Source organism: Burkholderia sp. KJ006 (genome assembly GCF_000262695.1).
GTDB classification, from domain to species: Bacteria; Pseudomonadota; Gammaproteobacteria; order Burkholderiales; family Burkholderiaceae; genus Burkholderia; species Burkholderia vietnamiensis.
Genome location: NC_017920.1, coordinates 790,447 through 808,534 on the forward strand (window position 1 = coordinate 790,447; position 18,088 = coordinate 808,534).

General features: G+C 68.8%; 20 protein-coding genes. 17 read left to right on the forward strand and 3 right to left on the reverse strand.

The genetic code is table 11. The annotated features are described in order from the left end of the window. Positions 1-51: 51 nt before the first annotated feature. Complete coding sequence (locus MYA_RS03575; RefSeq protein WP_041493762.1) at positions 52-783, reverse strand: DsbA family oxidoreductase; 732 nt, start codon at positions 781-783, stop codon at positions 52-54. Positions 784-928: 145 nt separating this feature from the next. After that, a complete protein-coding gene (locus MYA_RS03580) occupies positions 929-1,576 on the reverse strand; it encodes a helix-turn-helix transcriptional regulator (RefSeq protein WP_014722539.1) in 648 nt (215 codons plus the stop codon). Positions 1,577-2,279: 703 nt separating this feature from the next. On the opposite strand from MYA_RS03580, the gene MYA_RS03585 reads away from it, so the two are divergent. The 9 genes from MYA_RS03585 (at position 2,280) to groL (ending at position 10,204) form a co-directional block, all read left to right on the forward strand. Further along, complete coding sequence (locus tag MYA_RS03585) at positions 2,280-4,229, forward strand: beta strand repeat-containing protein (RefSeq protein ID WP_041493763.1); 1,950 nt, start codon at positions 2,280-2,282, stop codon at positions 4,227-4,229. Between the two features lie 291 nt (positions 4,230-4,520). Further along, positions 4,521-4,880 (forward strand): COG4315 family predicted lipoprotein, encoded by a 360-nt coding sequence (locus tag MYA_RS03590; protein WP_014722542.1) that lies wholly within the window; start codon positions 4,521-4,523, stop codon positions 4,878-4,880. Positions 4,881-4,929: 49 nt separating this feature from the next. Beyond that, the gene (locus tag MYA_RS03595; RefSeq protein WP_014722543.1) at positions 4,930-5,445 is read left to right on the forward strand and encodes a sigma-70 family RNA polymerase sigma factor; all 516 of its coding nucleotides are present in this window, start codon (positions 4,930-4,932) and stop codon (positions 5,443-5,445) included. Next, positions 5,445-6,236, forward strand: a complete 792-nt coding sequence (locus MYA_RS03600; protein ID WP_014722544.1) for an anti-sigma factor family protein — start codon at positions 5,445-5,447, stop codon at positions 6,234-6,236. The genes MYA_RS03595 and MYA_RS03600 overlap by 1 nt, the downstream gene beginning before the upstream one ends. A 31-nt stretch (positions 6,237-6,267) precedes the next feature. Then, positions 6,268-6,687 (forward strand): quinol oxidase, encoded by a 420-nt coding sequence (locus MYA_RS03605; protein ID WP_041493937.1) that lies wholly within the window; start codon positions 6,268-6,270, stop codon positions 6,685-6,687. Continuing rightward, positions 6,684-7,316: a sigma-E factor regulatory protein RseB domain-containing protein gene (locus tag MYA_RS03610; protein WP_014722546.1), complete on the forward strand. Its 633-nt coding sequence runs from the start codon at positions 6,684-6,686 to the stop codon at positions 7,314-7,316. Before MYA_RS03605 ends, MYA_RS03610 begins: the two co-directional genes overlap by 4 nt. A 23-nt stretch (positions 7,317-7,339) precedes the next feature. Continuing rightward, a complete protein-coding gene (locus MYA_RS03615) occupies positions 7,340-7,849 on the forward strand; it encodes an SRPBCC family protein (RefSeq protein ID WP_011883502.1) in 510 nt (169 codons plus the stop codon). Positions 7,850-8,223: 374 nt separating this feature from the next. Next, positions 8,224-8,517 (forward strand): co-chaperone GroES, encoded by a 294-nt coding sequence (groES, locus tag MYA_RS03620; RefSeq protein WP_004186661.1) that lies wholly within the window; start codon positions 8,224-8,226, stop codon positions 8,515-8,517. A 46-nt stretch (positions 8,518-8,563) separates the two neighbouring features. Continuing rightward, positions 8,564-10,204 carry a chaperonin GroEL gene (gene groL, locus MYA_RS03625; RefSeq protein WP_011883504.1) on the forward strand — a complete coding sequence of 547 codons (1,641 nt, stop codon included), beginning with the start codon at positions 8,564-8,566 and terminating at the stop codon, positions 10,202-10,204. Between the two features lie 148 nt (positions 10,205-10,352). Here groL and MYA_RS03630 read toward each other — a convergent pair whose 3' ends face one another. After that, positions 10,353-11,219 carry a hydroxymethylpyrimidine/phosphomethylpyrimidine kinase gene (locus tag MYA_RS03630; protein WP_034194489.1) on the reverse strand — a complete coding sequence of 289 codons (867 nt, stop codon included), beginning with the start codon at positions 11,217-11,219 and terminating at the stop codon, positions 10,353-10,355. 255 nt (positions 11,220-11,474) lie between these two features. On the opposite strand from MYA_RS03630, the gene MYA_RS03635 reads away from it, so the two are divergent. From MYA_RS03635 to MYA_RS03670, 8 genes are all read left to right on the forward strand, one after another. Next, the gene (locus MYA_RS03635) at positions 11,475-11,645 is read left to right on the forward strand and encodes a rubredoxin (protein ID WP_004186709.1); all 171 of its coding nucleotides are present in this window, start codon (positions 11,475-11,477) and stop codon (positions 11,643-11,645) included. Between the two features lie 104 nt (positions 11,646-11,749). Next, positions 11,750-13,051, forward strand: a complete 1,302-nt coding sequence (locus tag MYA_RS03640) for a hypothetical protein (RefSeq protein WP_014722548.1) — start codon at positions 11,750-11,752, stop codon at positions 13,049-13,051. Between the two features lie 182 nt (positions 13,052-13,233). Continuing rightward, the gene (locus MYA_RS03645) at positions 13,234-13,812 is read left to right on the forward strand and encodes a YqgE/AlgH family protein (RefSeq protein ID WP_011883507.1); all 579 of its coding nucleotides are present in this window, start codon (positions 13,234-13,236) and stop codon (positions 13,810-13,812) included. Beyond that, the gene (gene ruvX, locus MYA_RS03650; protein WP_011883510.1) at positions 13,809-14,258 is read left to right on the forward strand and encodes a Holliday junction resolvase RuvX; all 450 of its coding nucleotides are present in this window, start codon (positions 13,809-13,811) and stop codon (positions 14,256-14,258) included. Before MYA_RS03645 ends, ruvX begins: the two co-directional genes overlap by 4 nt. Next, positions 14,245-14,760, forward strand: a complete 516-nt coding sequence (gene pyrR / locus MYA_RS03655) for a bifunctional pyr operon transcriptional regulator/uracil phosphoribosyltransferase PyrR (RefSeq protein ID WP_011883512.1) — start codon at positions 14,245-14,247, stop codon at positions 14,758-14,760. Before ruvX ends, pyrR begins: the two co-directional genes overlap by 14 nt. A 74-nt stretch (positions 14,761-14,834) precedes the next feature. Further along, positions 14,835-15,866, forward strand: a complete 1,032-nt coding sequence (locus MYA_RS03660; protein WP_014722549.1) for an aspartate carbamoyltransferase catalytic subunit — start codon at positions 14,835-14,837, stop codon at positions 15,864-15,866. 51 nt (positions 15,867-15,917) lie between these two features. Next, positions 15,918-17,195: a dihydroorotase gene (locus MYA_RS03665; RefSeq protein ID WP_014722550.1), complete on the forward strand. Its 1,278-nt coding sequence runs from the start codon at positions 15,918-15,920 to the stop codon at positions 17,193-17,195. 19 nt (positions 17,196-17,214) lie between these two features. Further along, a complete protein-coding gene (locus MYA_RS03670) occupies positions 17,215-18,072 on the forward strand; it encodes a lysophospholipid acyltransferase family protein (protein ID WP_014722551.1) in 858 nt (285 codons plus the stop codon). The last annotated feature ends 16 nt before the right edge of the window (positions 18,073-18,088 follow it).

The window sequence follows — 18,088 nt, forward strand, 5'->3', positions numbered from 1 at the left end:
TGTTCCTGTCGGTTTGTGGCAGGAGCGGCGCGTAGTCGCGCGGCCCGTGCGTCATGCGCGCGGCGGCAGTTCGCAGCCGTCGGGGCCGCACGCGGCCGCGTCGTCGTGGAATGCGACGCTCGCGCCGTCGTGCCACGCGCGCTCGAGCGCCTGCGCGAACACGTCGACCGGCTGTGCGCCGGACACCGCGTAACGGCCGCCGAACACGAACAGCGGCACGCCGCGTCCGCCGATCTGCGCGGCGCGCGCGACGTCGGCTTCGACCTCGTCGCGGTACGCATCGCTGCGCAGCGTCGCTTCGACGGCCGCGCGTTCGAGTCCCGCTTCGACCGCGAAGTCGGTCAGCGCCGCGTGGTCGAACAACGCGCCGTGCTCGCAGAAATACGCGCGGTAGAGTCGCTCGGTCAGCGCGTGCGCATGACCGGTCGCTTGTGCGAGCTTCACGACGCGGTGCGCGTCGAGCGTGTCGCCGACGAGCGTGCCGGGCAGGTCGTAGCGCAGCCCGACGCTCGCGGCCGCGTCGGTCACCTGGCGCAGCATCTGGTCGACCTGCGCCGCCGACATCCGGTATTTGCCCGCGAGCATCGCCTCGACCGGTTCGACCGGCTGGCCCGGCATGAGCCGGTACGCGCGCAGCACGACGTCGACGTGCTGCGCATGCGGGAATGTGGCGAGCGCGTCGTCGAAGCGGCGCTTGCCGATCCAGCACCACGGGCAGATCAGGTCGGACCAGATCTCGACGGTGAGCATCGGGCGGGCGGTCGGGGCGGGCAGGGGCGTCATCGGCTGTTCGGCGGGAAAAGTGTAACTGCGACTATAGCATTTGATGCGCCGGCGTTTCGTCGGGCGGCTGCGCTCGCAGACGCATCGTGCATGCCGGCTTGCCTCGCCGGCGCACGCGCGGCGGGCCGGCGGGGTGCAGTCGCGCTTACGCGTCGCCTTGCGTTTCCTTCAGATGCTTGAGGTGTTTGTAGACGGTCGCGCGGCCCATCCCGAGCACGTTCGCGACGTAGTTGGCCGCGCTCCTGCCGCGGAACGCGCCTTCCGCGTACAGCGCTTCGACCAGCTCGCGCCGGTGCTCGCGCGTGAGACCGTTCAGGCCGACCTGCCGCTCGCGCAGCCAGCCGTGCAGGAACGTGTTGATGCGCTCCTGCCAGTCGTCGCGGAACAGCTCGTCCGGTTGCGCGACGATCCCCGCGCCCTTGATGAACACGTCGAGCGTCGCGCGCACGTCGTCGAACACCGCGATGTTGAAGTTGATGCACATCATCCCGGCCGGGCGGCCTTCGTCGTCGAACAGCACGTTGCTCACGCAGCGCATGCGCCGGCCGTCCCAGTTCAGCTTTTCGTACGGGCCGATCACGCGCTCGCGCGCGGAGTGATCGATTTCTTCCAGCGCAGAATCGTCGCCGACCTCGCGCTTCGACAGGTTGTTGGCCAGGTACAGGACGGTCTGGTCGTGCAGGTCGTGGATCACGGCTTCCGCATAGGGGAAGAACAGCGCCGCGATGCCGTCGGCGATCGGTGCGTAACGGGAGAGCAGCAGGTCTTTGACGGGGGATGGCTTCTTGCGCATCGGGATCGCGATCTCGGGTGAGCGGGGGGCGGGCGGCGCGTTCGCGCGCGCTGGCACCGGCGCCGCGGCGGTTGCGCCATTGTATCTAGCCTGCGCAGGCGAGCGGCTCATCCGCGCGGCTGTTCGCGCGAGAGCGGCCGGTGGCTCGCCGAGATGATGACCGGCGCGCCGACGTATATCGACCCGCATTCGTATCGGCCTGTGGGCTTCGGTTGACTGCGGCCGGGCACGATGTGACGGCCGCTGTGCGGGCGGTTTTCACAGTTTTTCATTCGACTATACGTAGTGGCGAAAACTATGTCGATCGCAATGGTCTGCGTAATTGATCGGAAAGAAATCGCCGATAAGAAAATAAGAAATCCCGCCGATTTTTAAATGCATTTCATCGAAATGAAATGCAAAAGGGATGGGCGGTCCATACGGGCGTCGAGGGCGTGGCGACGAATGGCTGCAATGTGCGCGAATGTACCGGAACACGTTACCTGCGGCCTCGAAAACGTTACGTTACATCCGTAGTCCACGATGCTCTTTCGTCTGACGAGTCGGTGGAAATGCGCCGTCCTTTTCCCTGTAGATCCATATAAATCCGTTATTGCGTCGCAATAAATAGCCGAGTCGGACCATTTTATTAGGGTGGCATGCTTCGTGCGATCCGTCCCCATGCTTTATCAACGTAGTGCCAACCGAGATGGGGTAAATAAAGATGGGACAAAACATTAATTTGACGGGTGTGGCGCTGTCGGTCGCGACGGTGTTCGGGGTGCTGACTTCCGGTTCGGCGATGGCGGCGGCGCTCGATGCGCTGCCGATCCCGCAAGTGATCGTGAACCCGCCGACGAACAACGTGTCGGTCGGGCTGGCCGCGACCGGCACGTCGCCGCTGGGCTCGGTGACCGTGACGACGGGCGGGGCCGGCGCGCTTCAGACGTCGCTCGGCAATCCGGCGCAGGCGTTGTCGGGGGTGGTGAATGGGTTGCCGGGCGCGCTGGGGGGCAGCGGCGGCACGGTGACGCCGCTCGCGCCGGCGCAGGGCGTGGTGAATCAGGTGACGGGCGCGTTGGGGAGTGTCGGGGGCGGCGCGAATCCGTTGGCGGCGGTGCAGGGCGCGGTCGGTCAAGTGACGGGTGCGTTGACGGGAGCACTTGGCACGGTGACCGGTGCGCTGGGTAACGCTGGCGGCGGTAACCCGGCCGGCGCGTTGACCGGTGCACTCGGCACGGTGACCGGCGCGTTGGCTAACGCTGGCGGCGGTAACCCGGCCAGTGCATTGACCGGAGCGCTCGGCACGGTAACCGGTGCATTGGATAACGTTGGCGGCGGTAACCCGGCCAGTGCATTGACCGGCGCACTCGGCAACGTCGGCGGCGCGAATCCCCTTGCCCCTGTCCAGAACGTCATCGATCAGGTCACCGGCACGCTCGGCAGCGGCAATCCGGCCGGCGCGCTGGGCAACGGCGTCAACACGATCACGGGTGCGCTGGGCAACCTGGGTGGCGCCTCGAACCCGCTCGCGCCGGTGCAGGGCGCCGTCACGCAGGTGGCGGGCACGCTCGGCAACGGCAATCCGGCCGAAGCGCTGACGAATGCGGTGAACTCGGTGACCGGCGCGCTCGGCAACCTCGGCAGCACGAGCCCGCTGGCGCCGGTGCAGGGCGTCGTCAATCAGGTCGTCGGCTCGTTGTCCGGCGTTGGCGGCAGCAACCCGATCGCGCCGATCACGAACCTCGTCAGCGGCTTGCAGAACGCGCTGCCGACCGGCGGCAACGCCGCGGGCGCGCTGACCGGCGCACTCGGTACGGTCACCGGCGCCTTGGGCAATCTCGGCAGCACGAACCCGCTGGCACCGGTGCAGGGCGTCGTCAATCAGGTCGTCGGCACGCTGTCCGGCGCTGGCGGCAGCAACCCGATCGCGCCGATCACGAACCTCGTCAACGGCTTGCAGAACGCGCTGCCGACCGGCGGCAACGCCGCGGGCGCGTTGACCAACGCACTGGGCACGGTCACCGGCGCCTTGGGTAACCTCGGCAGCACGAACCCGCTGGCGCCGGTGCAAGGCGTCGTGAACCAGGTCGTCGGCACGCTCGGCGGCAGCAACCCGGCCGGTGCGCTGACCAACGCACTCGGCACGGTCACCGGCGCCTTGGGCAACCTCGGCGGCACGAACCCGTTGGCGCCGGTGCAGGGCGTCGTGAATCAGGTCGTCGGCACGCTCGCGGGCGCTGGCGGCGGCAACCCGATCGCGCCGATCACGAACCTCGTCGGCGGTCTGACCGGCGGCAACAACCCGGCCGGCGCGCTGACCGGCGCACTCGGCTCGGTGACGGGCGCGCTCGCGAACGGCCCGGCGGCACTCGGGCAGGCCGCGGGTGCGTTGACCGGTGCGGCCGGTTCTGCCGCCGCGGCCGGCGGCGGCTTGCTCGGCTCAGGCGCCAGCGCCGGGGGCAGCACGGCAGGCGCGGTCGGCTCGCTGGTGTCGACCACGGGCAATGCGACGGCGACGGTCGTCAACGCGGCCGGCACGACGGTGGGCACCGCGCTGGGCTCCACGCCGGGCCTGTCGGTCACGCCGCACTCGGGCAACGGTTCGGCGAACAACCCGCTCGCGCCGGTGTCGACGCTCCTCCAGGCAGTAACGGCCGCCTTGCCGAGGTAACCACCGCACAGCGCGCGGCGGCGGCGCATCGCTCGCCGCGCGCAATGCGTCACACGACGCGGCATGACTTCAACGTCATGCCGCGTTTTCTTTTGCATCGCGCTCGTCCTCACCCCACCACCAGCCGACGTGCGCCCGCCCCGGCGCAGCGGCCGCCCGGAATAACCACCCACGCTCATTCGTTTACATACCGAGTCGCAGCGCACACGCACGGCAGGATAATGATCGGCACCATGCCGAACGTCCCGTCGGGCAGCACCGTGCCGCGATGCCACGCAAAGGAGAACGGCAATGAAGACGATGATGGTTGCGATCGCGCTGACCGCCGCGGTTGCACGCCCGGCCGCCGCCGAGCCGCCGCAGGTCGGCGACGGGAAACTGGTCGACGAACACCGGATGACGCTGTACGTGTTCGACCACGACGCGCCCGGCAAGAGCACGTGCACGGGCGCCTGCGTGGCGAACTGGCCGCCCGCGCTCGCCGACGGCTACGACCACGCAGCAGGCCCGCTCACCCTCGTCGCGCGCGACGACGGCAGCAAGCAATGGGCATATCGCGGCCGTCCGCTGTATCGCTGGAAGATGGACCGCAAGGCCGGCGACGCGAGCGGCGACGGGGTCGGCGGCATGTGGCACGTCGCGCGTCCCTGAGCGAGCGACGGCCTGACGGCGCGCGACGCGCGATGCGCGAGGCATCCGGATGAGCTACGAATCGGATCTGCTGGTATGGCTGCCGCATCTGACGCGGTATGCGCGCGCGCTGACGGGCGAGCGCGCGTGGGCCGACGATCTCGTGCAGGACACGCTCGAGCGCGCGCTGAACCGGCCGCCGCGCGACACCGCGAACCTGCGCGCGTGGCTGCTGACGTTGCTGCGGCACCGTTTCATCGATCAGTTGCGCGCGCGGCACGAGATCGCGGTGGACGATGCGACCGCGCCCTGGCAGACGATGGCCGCGCCGGGCGGCGAGATCGGCGGGCTGGTGTTGCGCGACGTACAGCGCGCGCTGTACCGGCTGCCGGTCGAGCAACGCGAGGTGCTGCTGCTGGTGGCGCTCGAGGAGCTGAGCTACCGCGATGCCGCTCAGGTGCTCGGCGTGCCGGTCGGGACGGTGATGTCGCGGCTGTCGCGGGCGCGCGAACAGATGCGCGCGCTGCTGTCCGGCGAGCCGTCGACGCACGGCACGGCCGCACTACGGGTCATCGGGAAGACATGATGGACGACGAACCGCGCACACCTTCGCACGATGCGGACGACACCGCATCGGCCCAGTTGCTGTCGGCATTGCTCGACGGCGAACTGTCCGGGCCGGAGCGCCGCGAGGTGCTCGAGCGGCTGCGGTCCGATGCGCAGTCGGCCGACCGGTTCGCGCATTACGGCGCACAGCGCGACGCATTGCACGCGCTGTTTCCGCTGCCGCCCGCCGCGCCGGCGCTGTTCGTGCAGGGGCGCGCGTCGCGCCGGCACGCGGCCGCGTACGCATTCGCCGGGCTCGCGGCCGGACTGCTGCTCAGCGTCGCGCTGCATGCCGGCTGGACGGCGTTCGGCGCAGCTCCCGCGTTCGCCGCGCGCGCGGACGCCGCATACGCGGTGTACGCGCTCGACCGCGACCATCCGGTCGAAGTCGGCGCGCACGATGCCGGCGCTGCGGCGCGCCTGACCGGCTGGCTGTCCGCGCGGCTCGGGCGGCCGGTGCGCGCGCCGGCGCTCGACGAATACGGTTACGCGCTGCTCGGCGGCCGGCTGCTGCCGGGCGACGCCGGCCCGGCCGCGCAACTGATGTATCAGCGTGCCGACGGCGCGCGCGTGACGCTTTACATGACCGCGTACGACGCGCGGCGTCTCGCGCCGCGCGCGCTGTCGTCGCAAGGTCGCCATACGTATTTCTGGTCGGATCGCGGCATCGGTTATGCGCTGTCCGGCGATGGCGACGAACGCCGCCTGCGCGAGCTCGCGATCGATGCGTGCGGCGCACTCGGCGGCCCGACCGACGCGTGGAAGGGCTGACCGCCCACCGCACGGCGGCATGGAGCAGACGATGAAGCCGAAGATCCTGAAGCTGTTGACGGCTGGCGCGCTCGCGGCAGGCACCGCGTTTGCTCGCGCTGATGCAACGGTGCCGACGCGCGTGCCGGTCGACGCGGACGGCGTGCAGCGCGCGACCATCGTCGGCGGCAGTTACTTCTTCCGCCCGGCGCTGCTGATCGTGCGCGCCGACGTACCGGTCGAGCTGACCGTATCGGCCGAGCCGGGCGTCGTGCCGCACAGTTTCGAAATCGACGCGCCGCAGGCCGGCATCGCGGTGCACACCGAATTGGCCACGACGCCGCGCACGCTGCGCTTCACGCCGAGGCAGCCCGGTCGCTTCGCCTACTATTGCACGCACCGGCTGCTGTTCCTGCGCAGCCATCGCGAGCGCGGCATGGCGGGCGTGCTGGTCGTCGAGGCGGCGCCGTGATCGCCGCGCTGCTGGCCGCGAGCCTGATAGGAGCAAGCATGACAGCCGATCCCGTAACCGTGGCGCACGCCCATTTCGAGCAGGTTCACTCGTATCGGGCGACGATCCGCTCGTCGGCGCGCAGCGGCGAGCATGCCGAAATCCATTACGCGTACCTCAAACCCGGTTTCGTCCGGATGGACTTCGTGTCGCCGCATCACGGCGCCGTGCTCGCATACGATCCGGGCGACGGCAAGGTCCGGCTGCGTCCGTTCGGCGAGCATGTGCCGCCGGCGCTGACGCTGTCGCCGGCCAATCCGCTGGTACGCGACCACAGCGGCCACCGGGTCGACCGGTCGGACGTCGGCGAGTTGCTGCGCAACGTGCAGGCGCTGCAGCAGGGCGGCGCGACGGTGACCGAAGGCGAGGAAACGATCGGCGGCCGGGCCGCGCTGCGTGTGACGGTGACCGGCGCGCCCGCGCATGCGGTGGACGGCGTGCATCGCTACCGGTTGTGGCTCGACGCCGACGACGGTTTTCCGCTGAAGGTCGTCAGCTTCGCGGACGGCGACGGCGAGCCGCTCGAGACGGTGACGCTCGACGACGTCGAGATCGACGTCGCGTTTCCCGCCCGCTTTTTCGCGCCCTGATTCCGCTTCGTGCCGGAGGCTGCATGGCGGAATACCGGTTTTCGACGACCTGGCGCGTGGACGCGCCGCTCGCGGCCGTCTGGGACGCGATCTACCAGGTCGATCGCTGGCCCGAATGGTGGAAGGGCGCGGTGCGGACCGTCGAGCTCGAGCCGGGCGACGCGCGCGGCGTCGGCGCGCTGCAGCGCTATACGTGGAAGGGCGCGTTGCCGTACCGTCTGACCTTCGACATGCGCGTGCTGCGCGTCGAGCGGCCGCGCGTGCTCGCAGGCCGCGCGAGCGGCGCGATCGAAGGCGACGGCCGCTGGTCGTTCCGCGGCGACGGCGCGCGCACCGTCGTGCGCTACGACTGGCACATCCGCACGCGCGAACCCTGGATGAACTGGCTCGCGCCGGTCGCGCGTCCGCTGTTCACGTGGAATCACGACGTCGTGATGCGCGAAGGCGCGCGCGGGCTCGCGCGGCTGCTCGGCACCACCGTCGAGACCGACGGCCGGACGTTCCGGCCGGTCGCCGGCTGTCCGGATATGTAACGGTGCCGCACCGGTCGCCCGGTCGCCGCCAGGCGTGCCGGCCGGTTTTTCGGCGCCGTGCGATGTTCGCGGAACTTGCTGCCGGCCACGGGTCAAATTGGGGCAACGATCGGGAAATCCCGTAGGGCAGCGGCGCTTCGATGCCGCGAATCGACACCTATCTCATTGTTTTTAAACGATTTGATGCCTTCTTCGAGCGCAATTCCACCGCATTCGTGCCGCTGAAAAATCCTCCTGCTCCCCTTCTTGAATTTGTCAAAACCCGTCCATATAATTAGCACTCGCTGCACGAGAGTGCTAACAATTCTCTGCCGGGCGACCAGCCGGGCAGATTCCCTAAGCGTTCTTCAATCTCATTCAAGAGAGGAGTGAATATGAACCTTCGTCCGTTGCACGATCGCGTGATCGTCAAGCGCCTGGATCAGGAAACCAAGACCGCCTCGGGTATCGTGATTCCCGACGCAGCGGCCGAAAAGCCGGATCAAGGTGAAGTCCTGGCCATCGGCCCGGGCAAGCGCGACGACAAGGGCGCGCCGATCGCGCTCGACGTGAAGGTCGGCGACCGCGTGCTGTTCGGCAAGTACGCTGGCCAGACCGTCAAGGTCGACGGCCAGGAGCTGCTCGTCATGCGCGAAGAAGACATCATGGCCGTGGTCAACGCTAAGTAAGCGTCCACTGACGGTACATATTCCCAAGAATTCAAGGAGTTAGAAGATGGCAGCTAAAGACGTCGTATTCGGCGATTCCGCCCGTTCGAAGATGGTCGAAGGCGTGAACATTCTGGCCAACGCGGTCAAGGTCACGCTGGGTCCGAAGGGCCGCAACGTCGTGCTCGAGCGCAGCTTCGGCGGCCCGACGGTCACCAAGGACGGTGTGTCGGTCGCGAAGGAAATCGAGCTGAAGGACAAGCTCCAGAACATGGGCGCGCAAATGGTCAAGGAAGTGGCTTCCAAGACCAGCGACAACGCAGGCGACGGCACGACGACGGCAACCGTCCTCGCGCAATCGATCGTTCGCGAAGGCATGAAGTACGTCGCATCGGGCATGAACCCGATGGACCTGAAGCGCGGCATCGACAAGGCAGTCGCAGCGGCTGTCGAAGAGCTGAAGAAGATCAGCAAGCCGTGCACGACGAACAAGGAAATCGCACAGGTCGGCTCGATCTCGGCGAACAGCGACTCGTCGATCGGCGATCGCATCGCTGAAGCGATGGACAAGGTCGGCAAGGAAGGCGTGATCACCGTCGAAGACGGCAAGTCGCTGGCCGACGAGCTGGACGTCGTCGAAGGCATGCAATTCGACCGCGGCTACCTGTCGCCGTACTTCATCAACAACCCGGACAAGCAAGTCGCCGTCCTCGACAACCCGTTCGTGCTGCTGCACGACAAGAAGGTGTCGAACATCCGTGATCTGCTGCCGGTGCTCGAGCAAGTCGCGAAGGCTGGCCGTCCGCTGCTGATCATCGCTGAAGACGTCGAAGGCGAAGCGCTCGCAACGCTGGTCGTCAACAACATCCGCGGCATCCTGAAGACCGTTGCGGTCAAGGCGCCGGGCTTCGGCGATCGCCGCAAGGCCATGCTGGAAGACATCGCGATCCTGACCGGCGGTCAAGTCATCGCGGAAGAAACCGGCCTGACGCTCGAGAAGGCAACGCTGGCAGAACTGGGCCAGGCGAAGCGCATCGAAGTGGGCAAGGAAAACACGACGATCATCGACGGCGCAGGCGAAGCTGCAAGCATCGAAGCGCGCGTGAAGCAAGTTCGCACGCAAATCGAAGAAGCGACGTCGGACTACGACCGTGAAAAGCTGCAAGAGCGCGTGGCCAAGCTGGCCGGCGGCGTGGCAGTGATCAAGGTCGGTGCTGCGACCGAAGTCGAAATGAAGGAAAAGAAGGCACGTGTCGAAGACGCACTGCACGCAACGCGCGCAGCTGTCGAAGAAGGCATCGTGGCAGGCGGCGGCGTTGCGCTGATCCGCGCTCGCACCGCGATCGCAGGCCTGACCGGCGCGAACGCCGACCAGAACGCCGGCATCAAGATCGTGCTGCGCGCAATGGAAGAGCCGCTGCGCCAGATCGTCACGAACGGTGGCGAAGAAGCGAGCGTCGTGGTCGCGGCAGTTGCTGCAGGCAAGGGCAACTACGGCTACAACGCAGCGACGGGCGAGTACGTCGACATGGTTGAAGCCGGCGTCGTCGACCCGACCAAGGTCACGCGTACCGCACTGCAGAACGCAGCTTCGGTTGCAGGCCTGCTGCTGACGACGGACGCAGCTGTCGCAGAACTGCCGAAGGAAGACGCTCCGATGCCGGGCGGCATGCCGGGCGGCATGGGCGGCATGGGCATGGACATGTAATCGACTTCGGTCGATGGTGTCCGGAACGCGCAGCGATGCGCGTTCCAGCCAAAAGAAAAGACCCGCAGCGATGCGGGTCTTTTTTTATCTGCGTCAGGCCTTCGCGCCTTCGCATCTTCGCGGCAGCGGGCTGCCGCGAAAGCGTCCGTCAATGCCGATGCGACGTCCTCGGCACCGGCTCGACCTTCGTCGCGCGCGGCGTGTCGGTTTCCTCGTTGCTGCGCGCCCAGAAGAACCGGTCGGGCAGGTACGCGCCCATGCCGGGCCGGAATGCATCCCGTACCGACTGGTACAGGTATTCCTGCGCTTCGCGCACCGCTTCGGGCGGTTCCTGGCCATTGGCGAGCAGCGCGGCGATCGCCGCGCCGAGCGTGTCGGTGATGCCCATCAGCCGGTGCGGCGAACGATCCCACATGTCCTCGCGCAGCTGGCCTTCCTCGCCATACAGCGTGTTGACGAGCCGGTGCGAGCCCGTCTCCGACGACAGGATGTATTCGCAGCCCTGCGACAGCAGGTGCGACACGGCCGCGTCGAGATTCGGCGCCTCGGCGTCGCCGTCGGGCTGCGCGAGCGCGATCAGCGTCGCGTGATCGGCGACCAGCAGCGTCGTCTGCGGCGCGAGCAGATCGGCGATCGACTCGCGCAGGTCGTCCGCGGCGAGCACGTGTTCGTCGTCGAGCGTGAAGTCCGGCGCGAGCACGAGCGGCACGCCGTCGTAGTCGGCGACCACTTCCGCGATCGCGCTGACGACTTCCGCGCGCGTCGCCGCGCCGATCTTGAACGCGGCGACCGGCATGTCCTCGAGCAGCATGCGCGCCTGGGCGGCGACGACGTCTGGGTCGAGGCCGGTCACTTCTTCGCAGGCGGCCGAGTCGCGCACGGTATAGCCGGTCAGGACGGACACGCCGTGACAGCCCATGCTCGCCAGGGTCATCAGATCGGCTTGGAGGCCGGAGCCGCCGGTGGGATCGGACAGGCCGAAGGTAAGGACGATCGGAGGGGCGTTGCTGGGCATGTAGAAATGGGGCAAGAAAAAAACGGGAAAGCGACTGAGATGCGGACCGCGAGGCGAGATGGGCCGTTTGGGGCCCTGTGTTGCCCGGCAGGCCGCACGTTGCAGCCATTATGCGGCGGAAACCGGCCCGCACGATGGATTTTTTAGCGCGGCGCGACATAGTCGCGCTACTCGACCGCGATTGCTAGGCAGCCCGGCCCCGACACGGTACCATCATGGCTCCCGAATTTACCGACTTTCCCGACGCGGCTTAAGATGGAATACAAGAGCTGGATGTGCCTGATTTGTGGCTGGATTTATGACGAAGAAGCCGGGCTGCCCGAAGAGGGCATCGCACCGGGCACGCGCTGGGAAGACGTCCCGATCAACTGGACGTGCCCGGAATGCGGCGCCCGCAAGGAAGACTTCGAGATGGTCCAGATCTGATCGGGACCCCGGCCCACGGACACTCCGCTCCGGCCTCGCGGCTTCCTGGCGCTTGCACGGGCCGGCCGTCGCGAGCGACTCGACGATGACAGGCGCGCGTGTCCATGACGTCCGATCCGGCGAACATTCCCCTCCCTGACGCATTGCCCAACCCGCGCGGCGGCGCCGTGCGGGCGGCCGATGCGTGGCTCGCGGCCGCCGCCGACGCGGCCGTCGGCCACGACGATGCCGCCGGGCCGCTGTCGGCCGCCGCCGCCGTGCTGGCGGAAGCCGGCTGGCTGCCGGCCGCGCGCTTTGCCGGGCAACTGGCCGCCGCCGCGCCGCTGGTGGCGACGGAACCGACTTCCGCGGCGTGGCGCGCGGCGCTCGCCGATTTCCGCGCGGCGGTCGCGCGGCACAATCTGCGCGAGCTGGCCTGCTCGCCGCTCCTCTTCGATCATTTCCGGACGCTGCGCGCGCAAAGCGCCGCGGACCTGCACGCGAGCGTGCCGCACGACGTGCTGGCGCTCGTCGGACGCGCGCTGCCGCGGGCGACGCTGCGCGCGCTGCCCGATGCGTTCGCAAGCCGCGCGCGGGCTCGTTACGAGCAGGCTTTGCTCGGCGTGCTGCGCGCGACGGCCGGCACGCCGGACACGGCGCTCGACGAACTCGACACGACGCTCACTGCGCTCGCCGACGGGTCGCCCTACGACTTCTGGCGGCTCGGCGCCGCATGCCTGCGCGCGCTGCGCGCGAGCGCGGCGCCGGAGTTGAAGCGATTTCTCGCCCGGACCAATCTGCTGCTGCGCGAACAGGCGCAGGGCCGTCGCGAAGCGCCGCCCGAACTCGTGCGCGAGACCGTTGCATTGCTATGGCGCGATTTAGCGTTGTACGGCGCGGCGGCCGAGGACGTCGCACTCGTCGACGTGCTGCACGACTACGGTCTGACGGTCGACTGGCACGTCGCCGGCACGCCCGCGTCCGAAGCGCTGTGGGAGGCCGGCGCCGCACGTGCCGAGCACGACGCGATCGCGTCGGCGCCCACGCGCCTGCTCGGCGTCGTGACCGTCAACGCGCACGCTTATGAGGATTTCCTGCAGACGGCCGACGCGTCCATGGCCGATCTGGCCGTCGATCCGGCCGCGGCCGATGCGGGTGACGCATGGCGCGCGTCGGCGGCCGCCTATCGTGTCGGCACGGCCGCGTGTGCGCTCGGGCTTGGCCACACAGCGCTGCTGGCCGACACGCTGGGGCTCGCGTGGCGTCGTGCCGCGCACGGCGTGCCGCTCGCCGACGGCGCTCGCGCCGCGCACGCTCGCGCATCCGACATGCTGCGCGCCGCGCTGCTGAAGATCGCGGCCGGCGTGGCGCCGCCCGACCTGACGGCGGCGTCCGAAGCGCTCGGCGCGGTGCTCGCGCGGGCATGAAGCGAGACCGGCCGGAGGACGGGCGGCAGCCGTCGTTTGGCGGGGCGGCAACACGCTGCCGACAGCACGCGCGCGCATGTTAGAGTGCCGTGTGATCCGCGCGCGCCGTTGCCAGCGTGGCGCGGCGTTGCTTGTTGATCGCGGCCCGGTCAGGCCGCGGCGTCTTTGCTAAAATTCAAACCATGTCAAAGCCTTCCGATCGCATCAATCTCACCAACCAGTTCCTGATCGCCATGCCGAACATGGCGGATCCGACGTTTTCGGGAACGGTGGTCTACCTTTGCGATCACAGCGAGCGCGGCGCGCTCGGCCTCGTCATCAACCGTCCCACCGACATCGATCTCGAATCGCTGTTCAATCGCATCGACCTGAAGCTCGACATCGAGCCGCTGCTGCACATTCCCGTGTACTTCGGCGGCCCGGTGCAGACCGAGCGCGGCTTCGTGCTGCACGAGCCGGTCGAAGGCGCGAACTACAACTCGTCGATGTCGATCGAGGGCGGGCTGGAGATGACGACGTCGAAGGACGTGCTCGAAGCGGTCGCGACGGGTACCGGCCCGAAGCGCTTCCTGTTGACGCTCGGCCACGCCGGCTGGGGCGCCGGCCAGCTCGAGGAAGAAATTTCCCGCAACGGCTGGCTGACCGTGCCGGCCGACCCGCGCATCGTGTTCGACACGCCGGCCGAGGAGCGCTTCGAAGCCGCGCTCGGCCTGCTGGGCGTCAGCTCGTCGATGCTGTCCGGCGAAGCAGGGCACGCATGAGCGGCGCGAGCGCGCGCGATGCGACGTTCCTGGCGTTCGATTACGGCGAGAAGCGGATCGGCGTCGCGCTCGGCAATGCGCTGACGCGCTCGGCCCGCGCGCTCGTCGTGATTCCCAACCTGAACCGCGAGCACCGCTTCAAGGCGGTCGGCGAGCTGCTGGCCGAATGGCGGCCCGACGCGCTGGTGGTCGGCCTGCCGATGCATCCCGACGGCACGCCGCACGACATGACGCAGCAGGCGAAGCGCTTCGGCAATCAGCTGAACGGCCGCTTCGGGCTGCCCGTCACGTGGGTCGACGAACGCTATTCGTCGGTCGAGGCCGAAGCCGGGCTGCGCGAGCGCAACGTCCGCGGCCGCGCGCGCACCGACATGCTGGACGCCGAGGCCGCGCGCGTGATCCTTCAACAGTATTTCGATGAATTGTCCGACCATGAGCACCATTGACGCCGACGCGCTCTATCGCGTCCTGCTCGACCAGATCCGCGGCGCGTACGGCACCGCGTTCGCCGAGCCGGGCGGCCCGCGGCTCGCCGGCATTCACAGCGGCGGCGCATGGCTCGCCGAGCGTCTCGCGCGCGATCTCGGCGCGCCGGCCTTCGGCGTCGTGAACGTCGCGCTGCATCGCGACGACTACGCGAAGAAGGGGCTGCACAGCCAGGCGAGCCCGACGTCGCTGCCGTTCGACGTCGACGGCGCGCGCATCGTGCTGGTCGACGACGTGCTGTACACCGGCCGCACCGTGCGGGCCGCGCTCAACGAGCTGTTCGACTACGGCCGTCCGGCTGCGGTCGAGCTCGCGGTGCTCGCCGATCGCGGCGGCCGCGAGCTGCCCGTCGCCGCGCGCTTCTCGGGCGGCTCGCTCGACGTGCCGGCCGACGCGACGCTCGTGCTGGCGCGGGACGACGCCGCGCAGTTCACGCTGCGCGTCGAGGCGCGCGGCGCCTGATCGAATCGCGCAACCGTATCCCGGGCCGCCGGTTCGTACCGCGGCCCGTTTGCATAGTTGGAATCACGCACACCATGACCACCGACACCACTGGCCGCACCGGCAAGCCCGCCGCGGCCGCGAGCCCCGAGCGGTTCCGCTACGGGTTCCTGAAGGGCAACCCGCAGCTCACGAAAAACGGCGAGCTGAAACATCTGCTGTCGATCGAGGGCCTGCCGCGCTCGATCGTGAACCACATCCTCGATACGGCCGAGCAGTTCGTCAGCGTGACGGACCGCGAGGTGAAGAAGGTGCCGCTGTTGCGCGGCAAGTCGGTGTTCAACCTGTTCTTCGAGAACTCGACGCGCACGCGCACCACCTTCGAAATCGCCGCGACGCGCCTGTCGGCCGACGTGCTGAACCTGAACATCAATGCGTCGTCGACGAGCAAGGGCGAGTCGCTGCTCGACACCATCAACAACCTGTCGGCGATGCATGCCGACCTGTTCGTCGTGCGCCACGCGTCGAGCGGCGCGCCGTACCTGATTGCCGAGCACTGCGCGCCGCACGTGCACGTGATCAACGCCGGCGACGGCCGTCATGCGCACCCGACGCAGGGCCTGCTCGACATGTACACGATCCGCCATTACAAGCGCGACTTCACGAAGCTGCGCGTGGCGATCGTCGGCGACATCCTGCACTCGCGCGTCGCGCGCTCGGACATCCACGCGCTGACCACGCTCGGCGTGCCCGAAGTGCGCGCGATCGGCCCGCGCACGCTGCTGCCGGGCGGTCTCGAGCAGATGGGCGTGAAGGTGTTCCACAACCTCGACGAAGGGCTGAAGGGCGTCGACGTGATCATCATGCTGCGCCTGCAGAACGAGCGGATGAGCGGCGCGCTGCTGCCGTCCGCGCAGGAATACTTCAAGACCTGGGGCCTGACGCCCGAGCGCCTCGCGCTCGCCGCGCCCGACGCGATCGTCATGCATCCGGGGCCGATGAACCGCGGCGTCGAGATCGACTCGCAGGTCGCGGACGGCCCGCAGTCGGTCATTCTCAACCAGGTCACGTTCGGCATCGCCGTGCGGATGGCGGTGATGGGCATCGTCGCCGGCAACAACGACTGAGCCCGCGTTCGCGCGCCCCATTCAAGCAATCAACGCATTCACAGACAGCGCATGAAGATTCATATCCAAGGCGGCACGCTGATCGATCCGGTCGCCGGCACCGAACGGCAGGCCGACGTATTCGTCGCGGACGGCAAGATCGCCGCGCTCGGCACGGCTCCGGCCGGTTTCAACGCAGACCGGACCATCGACGCGACCGGCCTGATCGTCGCGCCCGGCCTCGTCGACCTCTGCGCGCGGCTGCGCGAGCCCGGCTACGAGCACAAGGCGACGCTCGCCTCCGAGATGGCCGCGGCGGTCGCCGGCGGCGTCACGACGCTCGTGTGCCCGCCCGACACCGACCCCGTGCTCGACGAGCCGGGCCTCGTCGAGATGCTCAAGTTCCGCGCGCGCAACCTGCGGCAGGCGAACGTGCATCCGCTCGGCGCGCTCACCGTCGGCCTGAAGGGCGAAGTGATCACCGAGATGGTCGCGCTGACCGAATCGGGCTGCGTCGGCTTCACGCATGCGAACGTGCCGGTGCGCGACACGCAGGTGCTGCTGCGCGCGCTGCAATACGCGAGCACCTATGGCTACACGACGTGGCTGCGTCCGCAGGACGCGTTCATCGGCCGCGGCGGCGTGGCGGCGAGCGGGGCGCTCGCGTCGCGGCTCGGCTTGTCCGGCGTGCCGGTGGCCGCGGAGACCATCGCGCTGCACACGATCTTCGAACTGATGCGCGTGACCGGCGCGCGCGTGCACCTTGCGCGCCTGTCGTCGGCCGCCGGCCTCGCGCTCGTGCGCGAGGCGAAGGCCGAGGGGCTGCCCGTCACCTGCGATGTGGGCGCGAATCATCTGCACCTGATCGACGTCGATATCGGCTACTTCGATTCGCAGTTCCGGCTCGATCCGCCGCTGCGCGGCGAGCGCGATCGCGAAGCGATCCGCGCGGCGCTCACGGACGGCACGATCGATGCGATCTGCTCCGACCACACGCCGGTCGACGACGACGAGAAGCTGCTGCCGTTCGCCGAAGCCACGCCGGGCGCGACGGGGCTCGAGCTGCTGCTGTCGCTGACGGTGAAATGGGCCGACGAAACCGGCACGCCGCTCGCGCAGGCGCTGCGCCGCATCACCGCCGCGCCGGCCGATGTGCTCCAGCTGCCGGCAGGGCGCCTCACCGAAGGCGGCGCTGCCGACCTGTGCGTGTTCGATCCGCGTGCGCACTGGCGCGTCGAGCCGCGTGCGCTGAAGAGCCAGGGCCACAACTCGCCGTTCCTCGGCTACGAATTGCCGGCTTGCGTGCGCGCGACGCTCGTGGGCGGGCACGTCGCGTTCGAGCGCCACTGAACCACGCCGGATCTTCGTCATGATCGCACTTCGCAAGCTGCGTCTCGTTTTTCATCTGTTGCGCGGGATGGCGATCGTCGCGCTGCGCTTTTCGCACGTATCGCCCGCGCGCCGTGCTGAGATGACGCGCCGCTGGTCGATCAAGATGCTGCGGATCTGCGGGATGCGCGTCGTCGTCCACAACGACGGCGCGCGCATCGATGCGGGGGCGCTCGTCGTTGGCAATCACGTGTCGTGGCTCGATATCTATACGGTCAACGCGTGGCGGCCGACGCCGTTCGTGTCGAAGGCCGAGGTGCGGCAGTGGCCGGTGGTCGGCTGGCTCGCCGAGAAGCTCGATACCGTGTTCCTGCAGCGCGAGAAGCGCACCGAGGCGATGCGCGTCATGCACGAAATGGCCGAGCGGCTGCGCAACGGCGGCGTGATGTGCGTGTTCCCGGAGGGCACCACGTCGGACGGGCAGGGGTTGCTGCCGTTTCACGCGAACCTGTTCCAGGCTGCGGTGTCGGCGGGCTGCGCGGTGCAGCCGATCTGCCTGATGTACGAGGACGCGCAGGGGCGGCAGTCGGTCACGCCGGCCTACACGGGCGAGCTGGCGCTCGGCAAGTCGCTCGACATGGTGTTGCGCGGCGGCCCGCTCGTCGCGCATCTGTACGTGTGCGAGCCGATCGCGCCGGGCGGCGATCGCCGCGCGACGTCGGCGGCGGCGCGCGACGCGATCGCGGCCGCGCTCGAAGCGATGCAGGCGCAGGTCGGCAAGCCGTCGCCCGAAGCGCTGGCGGAGCTCGAGCGGCACGCATATCCGGTGAGCGAAGTCGGCGCCGCGGCGGCCGGCGATGCGACGGCCGAGGAGCCGGTGCCGGGGCGCGAAGGCTGATGCTTCATTCGGCCCG